This is a genomic window from Streptomyces solicamelliae, from assembly GCF_045348655.1.
GTDB classification, from domain to species: domain Bacteria; phylum Actinomycetota; class Actinomycetes; order Streptomycetales; family Streptomycetaceae; genus Streptomyces; species Streptomyces solicamelliae.
Genome location: NZ_CP160404.1, coordinates 4,364,758 through 4,381,202, shown reverse-complemented (window position 1 = coordinate 4,381,202; position 16,445 = coordinate 4,364,758). Strand labels below are relative to the sequence as shown.

Sequence of the window (16,445 nt, the reverse complement as noted above, 5' to 3'; positions counted from 1 at the left end):
CGGCGACAGAGCCGCGTCACCCATTCGGCGCAATTCACCCGTCCCGGGGGCGGCTTTCGTCACGCCCCGGTCCCGAAACGCTCCCCTCCGGGTGAAATTCGCGCACCCGTCGGTCACTTCTCCCGGTCCGTCGATAGCGTGACGCCGCATCCACCTCACCCTTCCCGTCCCGCGTTCGGAGCTCACGCTGACCAGCGACACCCACGCCCGCTCCGGGAACCCGGTCACCCCCGCCATACCTGCCCGGCACGGCAGCACCCGGCACCCCGGCGGGCTCGCCGGCTTCAACACCGCCCCGCGCCCCGCCGCCGAGGCCACGCTCCTCGGCTGCTGCGGCAGCCTCCGGTGGGCCGAGCGGGTCGCCGCCCACCGGCCCTACCCCACCGTCGACGCGCTGCTCGCCGCCGCCGACGAGGCCAGCTACGACCTCTCCCGCGCCGACCTCGACGAGGCCCTGGCCCGCGAGTCCTCCGCGGCGCCCGCCGCCGGCACCCCGGCCGCCGCGCAGACCGCGCTGCGCGCCGCCCACGCCGCGTACGAGAGCACCTTCGGCCACGCCTTCGTGATCAGCCTGGACGGCGTGCACCGGGCCGAGCGACTTGACGCAGTCCTCGCCGGCATCAGGTCACGACTCGGCAACGAACGCGAGGAGGAGCGCGTGGTGGCCGCCGACGAACTCCGCAGGCTGGCCCGCTCCCGCCTCACCCGAACGGTCGCCGCGCCGTGAGAGCGTCCGGAATGCGGTCGTACCAGGGCCCGGTGATAGCCCGTCCGTGCCACTTTGATCACACCTATGGACCCCGCGCGAGCGAACCGACAAGTCGTCGCTACGATGACCGGGGCCGGTGGACCGTACCCGGCCGGGCCTGACCGACAGAGAAGCCGGCCGGCCCCGATCCCCGCTCCCGGAGGGTTTTTCCGTGCCGGCTGGAACGCTGTACCGCGGCCGGGAAGGAATGTGGTCCTGGGTGGCTCATCGAGTCACCGGCGTCCTCATCTTCTTCTTCCTGTTCGTACACGTGCTGGACACCGCTCTCGTCCGCGTCTCCCCCGAGGCGTACGACGAGGTCGTCGCGACCTACAAGACGCCGATCGTCGCTCTGCTGGAGTACGGCCTCGTCGCCGCCATCCTCTTCCACGCGCTCAACGGCCTGCGTGTCATCGCCGTGGACTTCTGGTCCAAGGGCCCGCGCTACCAGAAGCAGATGCTCTGGACCGTCGTGGGCATCTGGGTCGTGCTGATGGCGGGCTCGCTGTACCCCGTCCTCGGCCACGCCGCACGTGAACTGTTCGGGAGCTGACCTCAGACATGTCTGCTGACACCACTTCCGCGATCGGTCCCGTCGAGGGCGCTGCCCAGTACGACGTGGACAACCCGGCCCCGTACATCGAGGCCCCCCGCAAGCGCACCGGCAAGACCCCGCGCGTGACCCGCGGCAACTTCGAGATGGCCGCATGGCTCTTCATGCGTCTGTCCGGCGTGGTCCTCGTGGTCCTGGTCCTCGGCCACCTGCTGATCCAGCTCTTCCTGGACGGCGGCGTCTCCAAGATCGGCTTCGCCTTCGTGGCCGGCCGCTGGGCGTCCCCGTTCTGGCAGACCTGGGACCTGCTGATGCTCTGGCTCGCCATGCTGCACGGCTGCAACGGCCTCCGCACCGTCATCAACGACTACGCGGAGCGTCCGAACACGCGCCTGTGGCTCAAGGGCCTGCTGTACACCGCCACGGTGTTCACCATCCTTCTGGGCACGCTGGTGATCTTCACCTTCGACCCGAACATCCGCTAGGCACGGGGCTGAGGTAATCCACGTCATGAAGATCCACAAGTACGACACCGTCATCGTCGGCGCCGGCGGCGCCGGCATGCGTGCCGCCATCGAGGCGACGAAGCGCAGCCGCACCGCCGTGCTGACGAAGCTCTACCCCACCCGCTCCCACACGGGCGCCGCGCAGGGCGGCATGGCCGCCGCGCTGGCCAACGTGGAGGAGGACAACTGGGAGTGGCACACCTTCGACACGGTCAAGGGCGGTGACTACCTGGTCGACCAGGACGCCGCCGAGATCCTGGCGAAGGAGGCCATCGACGCCGTCCTCGACCTGGAGAAGATGGGTCTGCCGTTCAACCGGACCCCGAACGGCACCATCGACCAGCGCCGCTTCGGCGGTCACTCGCGCAACCACGGCGAGGCCCCGGTCCGCCGGTCCTGCTACGCCGCGGACCGCACCGGCCACATGATCCTCCAGACGCTGTACCAGAACTGCGTCAAGGAGGGCGTGGAGTTCTTCAACGAGTTCTACGTCCTGGACCAGCTGATCACCGAGGTCGACGGCGTCAAGAAGTCCGCCGGCGTGGTCGCGTACGAGCTGGCCACCGGCGAGATCCACATCTTCCAGGCCAAGGCCGTGATCTACGCGTCCGGCGGCACCGGCAAGTTCTTCAAGGTGACCTCCAACGCCCACACCCTGACCGGCGACGGCCAGGCCGCCTGCTACCGCCGCGGTCTGCCGCTGGAGGACATGGAGTTCTTCCAGTTCCACCCGACGGGCATCTGGCGCATGGGCATCCTGCTGACGGAGGGCGCCCGCGGTGAGGGCGGCATCCTCCGCAACAAGGACGGCGAGCGCTTCATGGAGAAGTACGCGCCGGTCATGAAGGACCTCGCGTCCCGTGACGTCGTCTCGCGCTCCATCTACACGGAGATCCGCGAGGGCCGCGGCTGCGGTCCCGAGGGCGACCACGTCTACCTGGACCTGACGCACCTCCCGCCGGAGCAGCTGGACGCCAAGCTCCCGGACATCACCGAGTTCGCGCGCACGTACCTCGGCATCGAGCCCTACACGGACCCGATCCCGATCCAGCCGACCGCGCACTACGCCATGGGCGGCATCCCGACCAACGTCGAGGGTGAGGTCCTGGCGGACAACACCACCGTCGTCCCGGGCCTGTACGCCGCCGGCGAGGTCGCCTGCGTGTCCGTGCACGGTGCCAACCGTCTCGGCACCAACTCGCTGCTCGACATCAACGTGTTCGGCAAGCGCTCCGGCATCGCCGCCGCCGAGTACGCGGCCAAGGCCGACTTCGTCGAGCTCCCGGAGAACCCCGAGAGCCTGGTCGTCGAGCAGATCGAGAAGCTGCGCGAGTCCACCGGCAGCGAGCGCGTCGCCGACCTGCGCCGCGAGCTGCAGGAGACGATGGACGCCAACGTGATGGTGTTCCGCACGGAGCAGACCATCAAGACGGCCGTCGAGAAGATCGCCGAGCTGCGCGAGCGCTACAAGAACGTGTCCATCCAGGACAAGGGCAAGCGCTTCAACACCGATCTCCTGGAGGCCATCGAGCTGGGCAACCTGCTCGAGCTGGCCGAGGTCATGGCCGTTTCGGCCCTGGCGCGCAAGGAGTCCCGCGGCGGTCACTACCGCGAGGACTACCCGAACCGCGACGACGTCAACTTCATGCGCCACACCATGGCGTACCGCGAGGTCGGCGAGGACGGCTCCGAGACCGTCCGTCTCGACTACAAGCCGGTCGTCCAGACCCGCTACCAGCCGATGGAGCGTAAGTACTGATGGCTACCCCCGTTCTGGACAAGGTGGAGAAGGATTCCGCCGCGTCCCCGTACATCACGGTCACCTTCCGGATCCGCCGCTTCAACCCCGAGGTCTCGGACGCGGCGGTCTGGGAGGACTTCCAGATCGAGATCGACCCGAAGGAGCGCGTGCTCGACGGTCTCCACAAGATCAAGTGGGACCTCGACGGCACGCTGACCTTCCGTCGCTCCTGTGCGCACGGCATCTGCGGCTCGGACGCGATGCGGATCAACGGCAAGAACAGGCTCGCCTGCAAGACGCTGATCAAGGACATCAACCCCGAGAAGCCGATCACCATCGAGGCCATCAAGGGCCTCACGGTGATGAAGGACCTCGTGGTCGACATGGAGCCCTTCTTCCAGGCGTACCGGGACGTCATGCCGTTCCTGGTCACCAAGGGCAACGAGCCGACCCGTGAGCGGCTGCAGTCCGCGGAGGACCGCGAGCGCTTCGACGACACCACCAAGTGCATCCTGTGCGCCGCGTGCACGTCGTCCTGCCCGGTCTTCTGGAACGACGGCCAGTACTTCGGTCCGGCCGCCATCGTCAACGCGCACCGCTTCATCTTCGACTCGCGTGACGAGGCGGGCGAGCAGCGCCTGGAGATCCTGAACGACAAGGACGGCGTGTGGCGCTGCCGCACGACGTTCAACTGCACCGACGCCTGCCCGCGTGGCATCGAGGTCACGAAGGCGATCGCCGAGGTGAAGAAGGCGCTGATCACGCGTCGTTTCTGATCCTGCGTCACGATTCGTCATGAGTCGTCACGGCGAAAGGCCCGCATCGGTACGCTTCTGCGTGCAGGTGCGGGCTTTTTCGTGCGCGGAGAGCGGGGATCGATGAGCGAGCCGAATCCTTACCAGTCGGACCCCGGCTACCAGTGGGGTCCCCAGCAGCAGCCGGGCGCCCCGGCGTACGGCTATCCCGGGCCGGCCTACGGCTATCCGCAGTACGCGCCGGCGGTGGCGCCGACGCTGCAGATCGGCGACATCTCCGTCGTCGGCGACCAGATCGTCACCCCGTCCGGCACGATGCCGCTCAAGGGCGCGGTGTGGAACGCGATGGACCTCTCGCGGGTGGAGGAGCGGATCCCGCCGGTGGCGATCGTGCTCGCCGTGATCTTCTTCGTCTTCTGCCTGCTCGGCCTGCTGTTCCTGCTGATGAAGGAACGGCACACCACCGGCTACGTCCAGGTGACGGTGACGAGCGGGGGCCGGCACCACGCCGTGCTCATCCCGGCCGCCACGCCCGACACCTTCTTCGGGGTCATGGGTCAGATCAACTACGCCCGCACGCTCAGCATCTGAGGTCCTGTCGTCACAGCTGGCTCAGGATCGTCGGGTCGGTGATCGACGTGTCGTCGGCGAGCAGCATCGCCTTGCTGAGGACGACGGCGAGCATGCCGTCGCCCTCGTACGGCAGCGGGCCCGCGCCGTCCACCGCCCTGGCGCCGCTCCTCGGGACGATGCAGAGGTAGCGGTCGTCCGGGGCGATGAGCACATTGCCCGAGCCGAGGTGGATCCGGTAGGTGTGACGGTCGCCGCGGACGTGCAGGAACCGGCCCTCGACCGTGCAGCGTTCGGCGATCGCGAGCCGGGGCACGAGGCGGGCGACCAGCTCGCGGCGGGTCTCGGCGCTCTGCGAGAGCGCGCCGAAGCCGTACCGCGTCCAGTACGCGCGGTGCCGGCCGCCGGGACCGCCGTCCTGCCAGGTCGGGTCGTTGCCGACGCTGGTCACGCCGACGAACAGGTCGACGTCGCGCAGGACTTCGGAGAGCACGAGCGCGGGGACGTCGGCCAGGGGTATCGGCTCGGAGGCGGTGGTGTACCGGCCGCCGCCCGCGTGGGCCCGGTTGTGCTCGGAGCCGATCGGGTGGAAACGCACCTGGTCGGTGGTGACCTGCGCGTACGCGTACGACGACGTGAGGTCGCCGTCCTGGTCGCCGCCGGCGCCCTCGACCCAGTACTCGGCGCGCAGCCCCCACTCGGGCAGCTCGCGGTACAGCGGCGGGTAGGAGTCGTCCACGGACAGCCGCAGCCTGGCCGTCCAGCCGCGCTGGGCGGCCAGGGCGTTGAGCTGGTGCTGGCGCAGGATGTGGCCGGCGAACCGGTTGGAGTACGTGGTGGTGGCGCGCTCGGCGTCGGTCAGCGGGTACACCTCGCGGTGGGCCTGCTTGAACGGCTGGGTCACGCCGAGCCGTTCGAGCCGTTCGCGGCAGGCGCGGACCTCCTCGGCGGGGCGGCCGACGGGGTGCCACAGGGTGATCGTGGCCGTGCGCCCCACGCAGACCGGGTCGCCTTCGAGGGTGCGCAGGTCGGTGCCGTCGAAGAGGACCGGGGTCTCGCCCCCGACGGCCCAGATCAGCCGGCGCGCGACCGTGCCGACCAGCGGGTGGTCGAGGACGCGCTCGCGCCAGGTCCGAAAGTCCCAGCTGCGGCGGGCGAGGAACAGCCGGTCCAGGCGCTCGCTCTGCGCGGCGAGCATCTTCTCGATGTCCTTGACGGACGCCTTGAGTTCCTTGAGCGCGTCGGCGTGGTCGCGGCGGACCTCGGCGGGCACGGTCGCGACCTGCCTGCCCTTGGCGTTGGTCCAGGTGAGCCTCGCCTTGGCGCCGGCCACCTCCACGAGCCCGCGGGCGTCGCCGATGCGGACCTCGCGACGGCCGCCCTCGGAGAGACCGTAGGCGGGGACGGCCAGCTCCTCGATCTCGGCGCGGCCGACGCCGCGTTCGGCCGCCTTGGCGTCGAGGGCGGCGGTGAGCTGCTTGAGCGTCCCCTTGTAGGTGACCCTGGTCGTGAGCCGGGCGAGCTCGGCCAGGGCGGCCTCGTGGTCGGTCCGCGCGAGGGCGAGCACCGCGGCGTTGGCGACCTTGGGGCTGTGCGGGCCGACGCCGGGGACCTTGCGCAGGGAGACCTCGACGAGCCGGCCCAGGGCCCGTACGGCGGCCGGGTCGGGCGGCAGCAGGGACACCAACCAGGCGAGGCCCTTGAGGGCGTCGGCGTTGTGCGGGTCGTAGAGCCTGTTGTAGTCGGGCCGGCCCTCGCGTACGTACAGCTCGATGGTGCGCGGCGCGCCGACGAGCCCGAGCCAGCGCACGGCCGCGTCCCGTACGGCCTCGGGCTCTTCGGCCAGGGCGAGCGCCTGCTCGTCCCAGGCGGCGGTGGGCCGGGCGCCGGTGGCGGTGAGCAGGTGCGCGAGCAGCCCGGGCGGGGTGTCCTGCGCCATGGCCTGCTCGGCCCATGCCTCACCGGGACTCAGTACGGGCTCGCCGAGGCGTGTGAGGAGCCTGGCGAGGGTCTTGTCGGCCAGGTAGGCGGTCCGATGACAGCGCCGCAGCAGGGCGACGAAGCCGCCGGGCAGCGCGCGGCCGGCGTCGAGCTCGCCTCGGGCCAGGGTGACCAGCTCGTGCGTGTTGTAGGTCTCGTACGCGGTCCGCAGCGCGTCGATGCGGCGCAGCCGCTCGACGGAGAGCGGGTCGCCGGGCAGGTCCGCGCCGGCGGCGCCGGCGAGGGTGAGCACGACCGCGCGGACGTTCTCGGCGTCGCCGCCCTTCTGGTAGCGGTCGACCAGGGCCTCGGTGAGCCGGGTCCGTTCGTCCTCGGGCAGGGCGCGGACGAGGACGAGGACCTCCGCCTCCTCCCGCGGCCACCGGTTGCCGTTGAGGGTGCCGATCCGCACCAGGGCCCGGGCCAGTCCGCCCATGTCGCCCCGGGCGACGATGTCCTGGACCACTTCCACCGAGCGCATGGCGTCCCCCATCGTGCGTCAGCCCCCCACCAGCGGGACCAGCTTGAGGAACGTGACCTCGGTGTCCGGGCCCAGTTCCACGGTCTCGTCGAGGTCCTCGATCTGGCGGTCGCCGACCAGGACCAGGAAGCCGTTGCGGCCGAAGGCGTCGACCGCGCGGGCGTACTCGCGCTCCGCGCGCTCGGGCGCGGCCTCCTGCGCGACGCGGCGGCGGATGAGCTCGCGGAGCGGCAGGCGCTCCTCGGCGACGGCGAGGCCGCCGGCCTCGGTCCGCGCCCCTGACGTCGTCTCGTCGACGAAGGTGACCATTGCCATGCGGAGCAGCGTAGGAGGCGGGACTGACATCGCCCGGGCGGGGGCGGACGGTTCAGGAGGGCCAGTGCTGGTGGCCGGTGCTGTCCTCGGCCTCCAGCATGATCCGCCGGAGCATGTCGTTGAGCCGTGTCAGCTCGTTCGCGTCGAGGACGCCGAGCAGCCGTTCCTCCTCGTGGCCGAGGACGTCCATCGCGCCGAGCCAGGTCTCGCGGCCGGAGTCGGTGAGCTCGACGACGACCCGGCGGCGGTCGGTGGTGGACTGGGTGCGGCGGACGAAGCCGCGCTTCTCCAGGGCGTCGAGCCGGCCGGTGACGGAGGCGGGCGCGAGGTCGAGGTCCTGGGCGAGGTCGGAGGGCGCGGCGCGGCCGCCGCGGCCGGCCAGCTTGTGCAGGGTGTCGAACTCGTGGCGTTCCAGGTCGAAGTCGACGAGCGACTGCTCGCGCACCCGGCGCAGGTGCACGGAGAGCTTCTTCATACGGGTGACCGCGCCCTCGACGACCGGGTCGAGCCCGGGCAGCACGGGCTGCCAGCGGGCCACGTGGTCGTCGGTCCAGTCGCGCCGCGGAGGTTCCGCGGGTGGGGCGGGGGGTTCCGTCGGCTCCATGGACCGATCGTACGTCGGTACCCGCGATCCTTCGCCTCCAAATATTTCGCTGACGAATAATTCGTTAGCGAATATTTCGGAGGCGAAATACTCTCGTTCCATGCCCGCCGCCTCCTCCGCCGTGCACGCTCCCCACCCCCTGCGCACCCGCGACTTCCGGCTGCTCTTCGCCGGCCGCACGCTCTCCCTGCTCGGCGACGCCGTCATCCCCGCCGCGCTCGCGCTGGCCGTCCTGAAGGCCACCGGCTCCACCTCGGCGCTCGCCCTCGTCCTGGCCTGCGCGATGGTCCCCAAGCTGCTCCTGCTGCCGCTCGGCGGCGTGGCCGGCGACCGGTTCGACGCCCGCACCATCGCCCTGACCACCGACGCCGTCCGCTGCGTGACCCAACTCGTCGTCGGTGCCCAGCTGCTGAGCGGCAGCCCGACCCTCTGGGTCATCGCCGCCGCCGAGGTCGTCGGCGGCGCGGCCGGGGCGTTCGCCATGCCGACCGGCGCGCCGCTGGTCAAGGGCACGGTGCCCACCGCGGCCCTGCACCGCGCCAACGCCGCCCTGGGCATCGCCCAGAGCGCCACCCGCCTCGGCGGCCCCCTGCTCGGCGGCACGCTGGTGCTCACCGTCGGGGCCGGCTGGGCGTTCCTCCTCGACGCGGCCACCTTCGCCGTCAGCGCCGTACTGCTCGCCGCCGTCCGCGTCGCCCGCGTCCCGGTCCCCCGCAGCTCGCTCCGCGCCGACCTGCGCGAGGGCTGGCAGGAGGTCAGGTCCCGCGACTGGTACTGGACCAGCCTCATCGGCCACAGCGCCTGGAACGGAGCGGCGGCCGTCCTGATGACCCTCGGCCCGGCGATCGCGATCGGCCGGCTCGGCGGCGAGGCCACCTGGGTCGTGTTCCTCTGGACCGGTTCGGCCGGACTGCTGCTCGGCTCGCTCGTCGCCGGCCGGGCCCGCCCCCGGCGGCCCGTCCTGATCGCCAACCTGGGCCTCGCGACGTACGCGCTGCCGCTGGTGCTGCTGGCCCTGCCCGCTCCGGCGCCGGTGACGATCGCCGCGTACGGGATCGCGCAGGCCGGACTCGGCTTCCTCTCCCCGGTGTGGGAGACCGCCGTCCAACAGGCCGTGCCCGCCCATGCGCTGGCGCGCGTCACCTCGTACGACTGGCTGCTCTCGCTCGCCGCGATGCCGCTCGGCTACCTCCTCGGGCCGCTGGCCGCTACGGCCTGGGGACCCGAGGTCCCGCTGCTGGCGGCGGCGGTGATCGTCGGCGGCTGCTGCCTCGGGACGGCGCTGGTGCCGGGTGTACGACGGTTCGGGACGGAGGAGCGGGCGGACGGCCGGGCGGTGGAGCGGGCCGTGGACCGGGGCCGCTGACGCGTTGTCAGTCGGGTCCCCTACCGTCGTACGCATGGTGGGGAGCACTGGCCTGGCGGACAGGCTGAACGAGGCGGTCGCGGCCGACCGGGCCGTGGACCGGGGGCGGCTCGGCGAGCTGCTGGAGACGCTGGACGCGGCGGAGCGGCGGGAGGCCGCGCTGCACCTGCACGCGTCACTGTGCCGGCAGCCGCAGCAGGTCCTGACGCGGGCGCTGGCCGCGCTCGCGCGGCAGTGGCTGGACTGGACGCCGGCGGAGTCCGATCTGCTGCTCGGACGGCTGGTGGGCAAGGACTGCGAGGTCGGGCCGTACGACCTCGAGGTGGAGTTCGTGGCGCTGACGGAGCTCGTGGTGACCGCGGCCGAGCAGGCCGGGGACTTCGACCTGCCGCGGATGCGGGCGTTGTACGGGCTGACCCGGGGCAGCGGGCCGATGTCCCTCGACGACCACGAGCCGCTGAGCCGGCGGATGGCCGCGCTGCTGTCCCGGGATCCCCTGGTCGGGCCGGACGGACTGCTCCGGCACGTACTGAACGATCTGGACGACTACGGTCCGGCGATGCGGGCCGCCCACGCGGAGCTGCTGGCCGGGAAGGGCGCGGGCGCCTTCCTCGCGCACTGCCTGGAGGCGACGCAGGTACGGGCCACCAAGACCTGGCGCAGACGGGCGGCGGAGCTGCTCGCGGAGACGGCGTCCGGTGCGGTCCTGGTGCGGCGGCTCCTCGAAGGGATGGCCGCCCAGCCGGAGCACCGGATCTCCGACCTGGACCCGTGGGGCATGACCTGGTTCGGGCTCGCCGGCGAGACCAACACCTGCCTGGTGCGCGGGCTGATGTGGACGGCGCTCGACCTGGACGCCGACTGGGCCGTGCCGCTGGTCGGCGAGATCGCGCGCAACGCGGGGACGGGCACGGGCGGTTCGGGCGGGATGTGCCGCAGCCAGACGCTGGCCACCACCGGGATCGCGGTCCTCGGCGAGTGCCCCGCACCGCGCGCCGAGCAGGCGGTGCAGGCGCTCGGCCGGGTCAAGGCCAAGGTCCGCAACCGGACCGTGCTCAAGTCCCTCGCCAAAGCCGTGGAGACCGTCTCCGCGCGGGCCGGGCTCACCCCGTCGATGCTGCGCGAGCGGGGCGTCCCGGCGCACGGCCTGGACGCGCGCGGGATGCGGGAGGAGACCCTCGGGGCGTACACGGCGGTGCTGTCCGCCGAGGCGCCCGGCGTGGCCGCGCTCGCCTTCCTCGGGCCGGCGGGCAGGCCGCTCAGGTCCGCGCCCAAGGCGGTGAAGGAGGAGCAGGCCGACGAGCTGAAGGAGCTCCGCAGGGCCCTGAAGGAGCTGCGGACGCTGCTCGCCGGCGAGCGGGCCCGCCTGGAGGAGCATCTGACGGGCGGGACGACGTGGGCGGCGGAGGACTGGCAGCGGCTCTACGTGGACCACCCGGTCACCGGGACGGTCACGCGTGCGCTGCTGTGGGAGGTCGCCTCGGGCGACGCCGACTGGACCGCCGGGCTGCCGGAGCGGACCGGCGGAGGCTGGGCGCTGGCCGGCGCGGACGGCACCGCGCGCCCGGTCGGGCCCGGCTGCCGGCTGCGGCTGTGGCACCCGCTGCGCGCGGAGGCCGACGAGGTCGCCGAGTGGCGGGACGAACTGACCGCGCGGGAGCTGCGGCAGCCGTTCAAGCAGGTGTTCCGCGAGGTGTACCCGCTGACGCCGGCCGAGCTCGCGACGGAGACGTACTCGAACCGCTTCGCCGGCCACGTCCTCCGCTACCGCCAGGCCCGTTCGCTGATGACCGAGCGCGGCTGGCTGGGCGGACATCTGGGGTTCTTCGGCGAGGCGGCCGCCTCCGAGATGGTGAAGGAGCTGCCCCGGCCCGGGGAACTCCCGCTCGCCGAGGGCGTGTTCTGGCGGGCCCGCTTCTTCGTCGAGCTGGTCGACGACGGCGGCTCGACCGGGGACGGTGTCGCCGACCTGTGCGCCACCGACCAGGTGCGCCTGGAGCGCCGTGCCGCCTCGGCCGGTCCGCGGGGCGCCTGGGAGCGGGCCCCGCTCGCCGAGGTCCCGGCGCTGGTGCTGTCCGAGGCGCTGCGGGACGTGGACCTGTTCACCGGCGTGGCGTCGATCGGCACGGACCCGGAGTGGCGGGACCGGGGCGCGGACCGGGCCTACGGCACGTACTGGAGCGCGTACGCCTTCGGCGAGCTGACCGCGGCGGCCCGGATCCGCCGGGAGACCCTGGCCCGGCTGCTGCCGCGCACCCGGATAGCGGACCGGGCCGAGCTGACGGACCGGTTCCTGCGGGTGCGCGGCGACCGGCGCACGTACCGGATCCACCTGGGCTCCGGGAACGTTCTGATGGAGCCGAACGACGCCTATCTGTGCATCGTCGCCGACCGGGGCCCGAAGGGCCGCGACGGGAAGCTGTTCCTGCCCTTCGAGGAGGACGGCGGGCTGCTGTCGGTGATCCTGTCGAAGGCCTTCCTGCTGGCGGACGACGCGAAGATCACCGACCGGAGCATCACCGCGCAGCTGCTGCGCGACCTGTGACGTCGTCGAGGGCCGAGAGGAACGACACGAGCAGCCCGGCGGTCTCGGCCGGGCGCTCCAGGGCCGGGAGGTGGCCCGCCCAGTCCAGTTCGAGGTGACGGGCGCCGGGCAGGGTGTCCGCGAGGCGGGCGGCGATCTGCCGGAAGTCGGCGACGTCGTGGGCACCGGAGACGGCGAGGACGGGGACGGCGATCCGGGCGAGGGCGGCGGTGTCGACGCCCGCGTCGACCGGGCCGTCCTCGTCGGGGACGGGGAGCTGGAGGTCGAAGGCGCGGCGCTGCATCAGCCGGACGAGCGCGCGGGCGTCGTCCCCCGCGTCGGGGCCGAGCCACTGCGCGACGTTGAGCTCGACGGCGGCGTCGATGTCGCCGGCGTCCAGGAGTTCGTCCTCCTTGCGGCCGAAGGCGCGCAGTTCCGCGCTCGCCTCGTGGTCGGGCGCGGCGGCGCAGAGCAGCGCCAGGGCGGAGACCCTCGCGGGGTGCAGCGCGGCGAGTTCCAGGGCGACCTCGCCGCCGAAGGAGGACCCGACGACGGCGGCCCGCTCGATCCCGAGCGCGTCGAGGAGCGCGCGGACGTCCTCGGCGTGGGTGTGCGCCTCGCCGATCGGGGTCTCGCCGAAACCGCGCAGATCGCAGCGGACCACGCGGTGCCCGGCGTCGGCCAGGGCCTGGAACTGCCCGTCCCACATGCGCCGGTCGCAGACGCCGGAGTGCAACAGGACAACGCTGGAAGGGCCGTCACCGGCCACGTCATGAGTAAGCATCAGGCCGACCTTACGTGTCCACGCCCACTCCCACCCGGACTTGAACACGTTCAACAGGAGGTCTACAGTCGTCCTCACCACCATTTGAACGCGTTCAAGGGAGCGTGGGGCACATGGACCTCACTGTCGTCGCGTACATCGCCTACCTGCTCATCAGCGTGGCCCTCACCATCTGGGTGGCCCGCACGCTGAGCCGGAACGGCCGGATCTTCCTCGCAGACGTCCTGCACGGGAACGAGAAGCTCGCCGACGCCGTCAACCACCTGCTGGTGGTCGGCTTCTACCTGGTCAACTTCGGCTTCGTCGCGCTCTATCTGAGCCAGGACGAGGCCGTGACCGACGCCCGTCACCTGTTCGAGGCGCTGTCGGTCAAGCTCGGAGTCGTCCTCCTCGTCCTGGGCGGGATGCACCTGGCCAATGTCTTCGTCCTCAACAAGATCCGCCGCCGCGGCGTGATGGAGCGCGAGCAGGTCCCGCCGGTGCCCCCGCAGGGCTGGACCGGCCAGGCCCCGAAGGGCCCCTGGACCCCGCCGGCCGCACCCGGGGCCCACGCGTGACGGCCGCGGCCATGCCCGTACCGGCGGGGCGGCCCGTCACCCCGGTCCAGCGGCTCACGGTCCTGTACGACGCGCACTGCCCGCTCTGCGTGCACCTGCGCCACTGGCTGATCCACCAGCCGCAGCTCGTCCCCCTGGACCTGGTGCCCGCCGGGTCCCAGGAGGCGCGGGGGCGCTACCCGGACCTCGACCACGCCTCGACGCTGCGGGAGATCACCGTGATCGGGGACCGCGGCCAGATCTACCGCGGGACCTCTGCGTGGATCGTCTGCCTGTGGGCCCTGGCCGAGCACCGGCCCAAGGCCAACTGGCTCGCCACGCCCGCGGGCACACCGTTCGCCCGGATCACTGTCCTCGCCGCCGCGAAGTGGCGCGAGGCACTCAAGGGCGACGAGCCACCGCCGTGCGGCGCCGGCGACGGGGACCCGGGCGGGGGCGGCGGGCGGTGCGAGGTACCGGGCGGGCACGGCTAGGCTCGGACACCGTGACGGAAGAGAACGCCCCGGCCAAGGCCCCCAAGAGCGAGCAGACCCGCGCCCTCATCCTGGAGACCGCGCTCCGGCTGTTCAAGGAGCGGGGCTACGACAAGACGACGATGCGGGCCATCGCCCAGGAGGCGGGCGTCTCCGTCGGCAACGCGTACTACTACTTCTCTTCCAAGGAACACCTGGTCCAGGGGTTCTACGACCGGATCGCCGAGGAGCACCAGGCGGCGGTCCGGGCCATCCTGGACGGTCCCGAGAAGGACCTCGCGGCCCGGATCCGCGGGGTCCTGCTCGGCTGGCTCGACATCGCCGAGCCGTACCACGAGTTCGCGGCCCAGTTCTTCAAGAACGCGGCCGACCCGGAGAGCCCGCTCAGCCCCTTCTCCCCCGAGTCCGAGGGCCCCCGCGAGGCCGCGATCGACGTGCACCGCCGGGTGATCTCCGGAGCCGCGGTGAAGATCGACCCCGAACTGGCCGAACCCCTGCCGCAGTTGCTGTGGCTGCAGCAGATGGGCCTGGTCCTGTTCTGGGTCTACGACCGCTCCGAGAACGCCGCGAACAGCCGCCGCCTGGTCGAACGCCTCGCGCCCGTCACCGCCCGCGCGATCTCGCTCTCCCGCTTCCGCATCCTGCGCCCCCTGGTCAAGGAGACCCACGACCTCCTCGCCGACTTCATGCCGACCGCCGCCGGCATGGCCGCCTCGGGCAAGCCCACCCGCGCGGCCCGCAAGTCCGGCTGACCGGTCAGAGGGTCGGAGGGCCGGAGGGTCAGATCCAGCCCAGTTCCCAGAGGCGCCAGACGCCCGTACCGTCCGAGAGGTACTGGGAGCCGGTGACGGACTGGGTGGACAGGACGTAGTCCTTCTTCTGCCACAGGGGGATCAGCGGGACGTCCTTCGCGACCTCCGACTGGATGGCCTTGAAGTCCGCCGACGCCCGCCCGCGGTCGCCGTACTGCTGGGTGGAGGCGATCAGCTGGTCGACGCGCTTGCTGGAGTAGCCGTTGTGCAGGGTGTTGCCGGTGCCGACCAGCGGCGCGGTGAAGCTGTCGGAGTCCGGGAAGTCCGGCAGCCAGCCGACCCCGTACGCGTCGTACTTGCCCGCCGCGTACGCCTTCTGGAACTCCTGCCAGTCCGCCTGGACCACGGTCACCTCGAAGAGCCCGTCCTGCTCCAGCTGGCGCTTCAGCTCCGCGGCCTCGGCCGCGTACGTGGCGTCCTTGCGGAAGCCGAGGGTGAACTTCACCGGCGTCTCGACGTCCGCGTCCTTCAGCAGCCGCTTCGCCTTCTGCACGTCCGGCTTCGGGTACGCGTCGAAGAACGCCGTGTTGTGGCCCGTGAAGCCCTGCGGGACCAGGGAGTACAGCGGCTCGACCGTGCCGTGGTAGACGCCCGTCACGAGCTTCGGCCGGTCCAGGACCGTCGCGACCGCCCGCCGGACCGCCTTGTCGGACATCGCCGAGCCGGGCCGCACGTTGAGGTTGAGGTTGCGGACCTCCGGGCTGGCCGCCTCGGTGAGCCGGATGTCGCCCTTGGAGTCGTCCAGCGTCGACACCGTCTTCGGCGGCAGCTGCCGGTGCGTGATGTCGACGTCCTTGTTCTTCCACGCCTCGGCGAGCTGCTCCGACTCCTTGAAGTACTTGATCACGACCGGGCCACCGGTCGTGGTGATCGCGCCCTTGTACTTCGGGTTCGGCTCGAGCAGGGCCCGCACGCCCGGCTGGTACTCCTTCAGCACGTACGGCCCCGAGCCGTCCACCCGCAGGCCCGCACGCAGGGAACGCGTCGGGTACTGCGTGCGGTCCACGATCGAACCCGCGCCGGTCGCCAGCTTCTGCGGGAACGTCGCGTCCCGGCTGCTGAGATTGAAGGTGACCGTCTGCCCCTCCGCGACCACCGACGTCAGCGTCGGGAACAGCGCCTGCGGGCCGACGTCCGTCTTGATCGCCAGCATCCGCTCGAAGGAGTACTTGACGTCCTCGCCGGTGATCTTCCGGCCGTTGGAGAACGTCAGGTCGTCCCGGAGCTCGCACTGGTAGGTCTGGAGCTTCATGCCGATGAACTTGCAGCTGCGCGCCGCGTCGGGCACGGGCGTGGTGAAGTTCGCCTTGAAGGTCAGCAACGACTGGTAGACGTTGCTGTACATCGCCCAGGAGCCGGCGTCGTACGCCCCCGCCGGGTCCAGTGACGTCACCTCGTCGGTCGTGCCGACCGTGATCGGCGCCTTCGACTCTTCGTCGGAGGGCAGCAGCTGCCACCCTCCGACACCGGCGACCACGAGGACGCCGCACGCTATGAGGATCCGCAGACGGACCGGCTGCATGGTCGTGCTTCCTTCAGTATCGAGCCCACCCCTGTCGCGACGGCCCCCTCGCCGTGTCGCGATGTCGCTCATCCCATCACACCGGTTTCACAAGCGGAAGAGGAAACTTTCACCACACACGCATATGTCCGGGATATGAGATTCGAACGGGCGA

At 71.6% G+C, this 16,445-nt stretch carries 16 protein-coding genes; 11 read left to right on the top strand and 5 right to left on the bottom strand.

Annotated features, from left to right (window positions below; all coding sequences use genetic code 11):
- The first annotated feature begins 148 nt into the window (after nt 1-148).
- The 6 genes from ABZO31_RS20515 (at nt 149) to ABZO31_RS20490 (ending at nt 4,894) form a co-directional block, all read left to right on the top strand.
- Nucleotides 149-727 (top strand): 2-oxo-4-hydroxy-4-carboxy-5-ureidoimidazoline decarboxylase, encoded by a 579-nt coding sequence (locus tag ABZO31_RS20515; RefSeq protein ID WP_406865417.1) that lies wholly within the window; start codon nt 149-151, stop codon nt 725-727.
- A gap of 193 nt (nt 728-920) precedes the next feature.
- Entirely contained in the window at nt 921-1,301 is a 381-nt protein-coding gene (gene sdhC, locus ABZO31_RS20510; RefSeq protein ID WP_015035721.1) for a succinate dehydrogenase, cytochrome b556 subunit, read from the top strand.
- A gap of 8 nt (nt 1,302-1,309) precedes the next feature.
- Entirely contained in the window at nt 1,310-1,786 is a 477-nt protein-coding gene (locus ABZO31_RS20505) for a succinate dehydrogenase hydrophobic membrane anchor subunit (RefSeq protein ID WP_406862681.1), read from the top strand.
- A gap of 25 nt (nt 1,787-1,811) precedes the next feature.
- On the top strand, nt 1,812-3,566 hold the full coding sequence (gene sdhA, locus ABZO31_RS20500; protein WP_406862680.1) for a succinate dehydrogenase flavoprotein subunit: 1,755 nt from the start codon (nt 1,812-1,814) through the stop codon (nt 3,564-3,566).
- Nucleotides 3,566-4,324, top strand: coding sequence for a succinate dehydrogenase iron-sulfur subunit (locus tag ABZO31_RS20495; protein WP_406862679.1), 759 nt, complete (start codon nt 3,566-3,568; stop codon nt 4,322-4,324). Before sdhA ends, ABZO31_RS20495 begins: the two co-directional genes overlap by 1 nt.
- A gap of 102 nt (nt 4,325-4,426) precedes the next feature.
- Entirely contained in the window at nt 4,427-4,894 is a 468-nt protein-coding gene (locus ABZO31_RS20490) for a hypothetical protein (protein WP_406862678.1), read from the top strand.
- A gap of 10 nt (nt 4,895-4,904) precedes the next feature.
- Here the strand turns inward: ABZO31_RS20490 and ABZO31_RS20485 are convergent, their stop codons facing one another.
- The 3 genes from ABZO31_RS20485 to ABZO31_RS20475 are packed head-to-tail and all read right to left on the bottom strand — an operon-like array spanning nt 4,905 to nt 8,253.
- Entirely contained in the window at nt 4,905-7,334 is a 2,430-nt protein-coding gene (locus ABZO31_RS20485) for a DUF4132 domain-containing protein (RefSeq protein ID WP_406862677.1), read from the bottom strand.
- 18 nt (nt 7,335-7,352) lie between these two features.
- On the bottom strand, nt 7,353-7,649 hold the full coding sequence (locus tag ABZO31_RS20480) for a hypothetical protein (RefSeq protein ID WP_406862676.1): 297 nt from the start codon (nt 7,647-7,649) through the stop codon (nt 7,353-7,355).
- Between the two features lie 52 nt (nt 7,650-7,701).
- Nucleotides 7,702-8,253, bottom strand: a complete 552-nt coding sequence (locus ABZO31_RS20475; protein WP_406862675.1) for a MarR family winged helix-turn-helix transcriptional regulator — start codon at nt 8,251-8,253, stop codon at nt 7,702-7,704.
- Nucleotides 8,254-8,353: 100 nt separating this feature from the next.
- On the opposite strand from ABZO31_RS20475, the gene ABZO31_RS20470 reads away from it, so the two are divergent.
- Complete coding sequence (locus ABZO31_RS20470; protein WP_406862674.1) at nt 8,354-9,619, top strand: MFS transporter; 1,266 nt, start codon at nt 8,354-8,356, stop codon at nt 9,617-9,619.
- 34 nt (nt 9,620-9,653) lie between these two features.
- A complete protein-coding gene (locus ABZO31_RS20465) occupies nt 9,654-12,164 on the top strand; it encodes a DUF4132 domain-containing protein (protein WP_406862673.1) in 2,511 nt (836 codons plus the stop codon).
- Here ABZO31_RS20465 and ABZO31_RS20460 read toward each other — a convergent pair.
- The gene (locus tag ABZO31_RS20460) at nt 12,136-12,930 is read right to left on the bottom strand and encodes an alpha/beta fold hydrolase (protein ID WP_406865416.1); all 795 of its coding nucleotides are present in this window, start codon (nt 12,928-12,930) and stop codon (nt 12,136-12,138) included. The two genes, ABZO31_RS20465 and ABZO31_RS20460, sit on opposite strands and share 29 nt — an antisense overlap.
- Before the next feature lie 110 nt (nt 12,931-13,040).
- Here ABZO31_RS20460 and ABZO31_RS20455 point away from each other — a divergent pair, with 110 nt between their 5' ends.
- Genes ABZO31_RS20455 through ABZO31_RS20445 form a run of 3 tightly spaced genes read left to right on the top strand, consistent with a single transcriptional unit; the run spans nt 13,041 to nt 14,709 of the window.
- On the top strand, nt 13,041-13,484 hold the full coding sequence (locus ABZO31_RS20455; RefSeq protein ID WP_406862672.1) for a hypothetical protein: 444 nt from the start codon (nt 13,041-13,043) through the stop codon (nt 13,482-13,484).
- Between the two features lie 11 nt (nt 13,485-13,495).
- The gene (locus ABZO31_RS20450; protein WP_406862671.1) at nt 13,496-13,957 is read left to right on the top strand and encodes a thiol-disulfide oxidoreductase DCC family protein; all 462 of its coding nucleotides are present in this window, start codon (nt 13,496-13,498) and stop codon (nt 13,955-13,957) included.
- An 11-nt stretch (nt 13,958-13,968) separates the two neighbouring features.
- Nucleotides 13,969-14,709 (top strand): TetR/AcrR family transcriptional regulator, encoded by a 741-nt coding sequence (locus ABZO31_RS20445; protein WP_406862670.1) that lies wholly within the window; start codon nt 13,969-13,971, stop codon nt 14,707-14,709.
- A 28-nt stretch (nt 14,710-14,737) separates the two neighbouring features.
- Here ABZO31_RS20445 and ABZO31_RS20440 read toward each other — a convergent pair whose 3' ends face one another.
- Nucleotides 14,738-16,291, bottom strand: a complete 1,554-nt coding sequence (locus ABZO31_RS20440) for an ABC transporter substrate-binding protein (protein WP_406862669.1) — start codon at nt 16,289-16,291, stop codon at nt 14,738-14,740.
- Nucleotides 16,292-16,445: the final 154 nt, after the last annotated feature.

Coding starts and splice junctions, on each gene's coding strand:
- sdhA (WP_406862680.1), top strand. CDS start 1,812: ATGAAGATCCACAAGTACGACACCGTCATCGTCGGCGCCGGCGGCGCC.
- ABZO31_RS20505 (WP_406862681.1), top strand. CDS start 1,310: ATGTCTGCTGACACCACTTCCGCGATCGGTCCCGTCGAGGGCGCTGCC.
- ABZO31_RS20475 (WP_406862675.1), bottom strand. CDS start 8,253: ATGGAGCCGACGGAACCCCCCGCCCCACCCGCGGAACCTCCGCGGCGC.
- ABZO31_RS20455 (WP_406862672.1), top strand. CDS start 13,041: ATGGACCTCACTGTCGTCGCGTACATCGCCTACCTGCTCATCAGCGTG.
- ABZO31_RS20470 (WP_406862674.1), top strand. CDS start 8,354: ATGCCCGCCGCCTCCTCCGCCGTGCACGCTCCCCACCCCCTGCGCACC.
- ABZO31_RS20495 (WP_406862679.1), top strand. CDS start 3,566: ATGGCTACCCCCGTTCTGGACAAGGTGGAGAAGGATTCCGCCGCGTCC.
- ABZO31_RS20440 (WP_406862669.1), bottom strand. CDS start 16,291: ATGCAGCCGGTCCGTCTGCGGATCCTCATAGCGTGCGGCGTCCTCGTG.
- ABZO31_RS20465 (WP_406862673.1), top strand. CDS start 9,654: ATGGTGGGGAGCACTGGCCTGGCGGACAGGCTGAACGAGGCGGTCGCG.
- ABZO31_RS20480 (WP_406862676.1), bottom strand. CDS start 7,649: ATGGCAATGGTCACCTTCGTCGACGAGACGACGTCAGGGGCGCGGACC.
- ABZO31_RS20485 (WP_406862677.1), bottom strand. CDS start 7,334: ATGCGCTCGGTGGAAGTGGTCCAGGACATCGTCGCCCGGGGCGACATG.
- ABZO31_RS20450 (WP_406862671.1), top strand. CDS start 13,496: ATGCCCGTACCGGCGGGGCGGCCCGTCACCCCGGTCCAGCGGCTCACG.
- ABZO31_RS20490 (WP_406862678.1), top strand. CDS start 4,427: ATGAGCGAGCCGAATCCTTACCAGTCGGACCCCGGCTACCAGTGGGGT.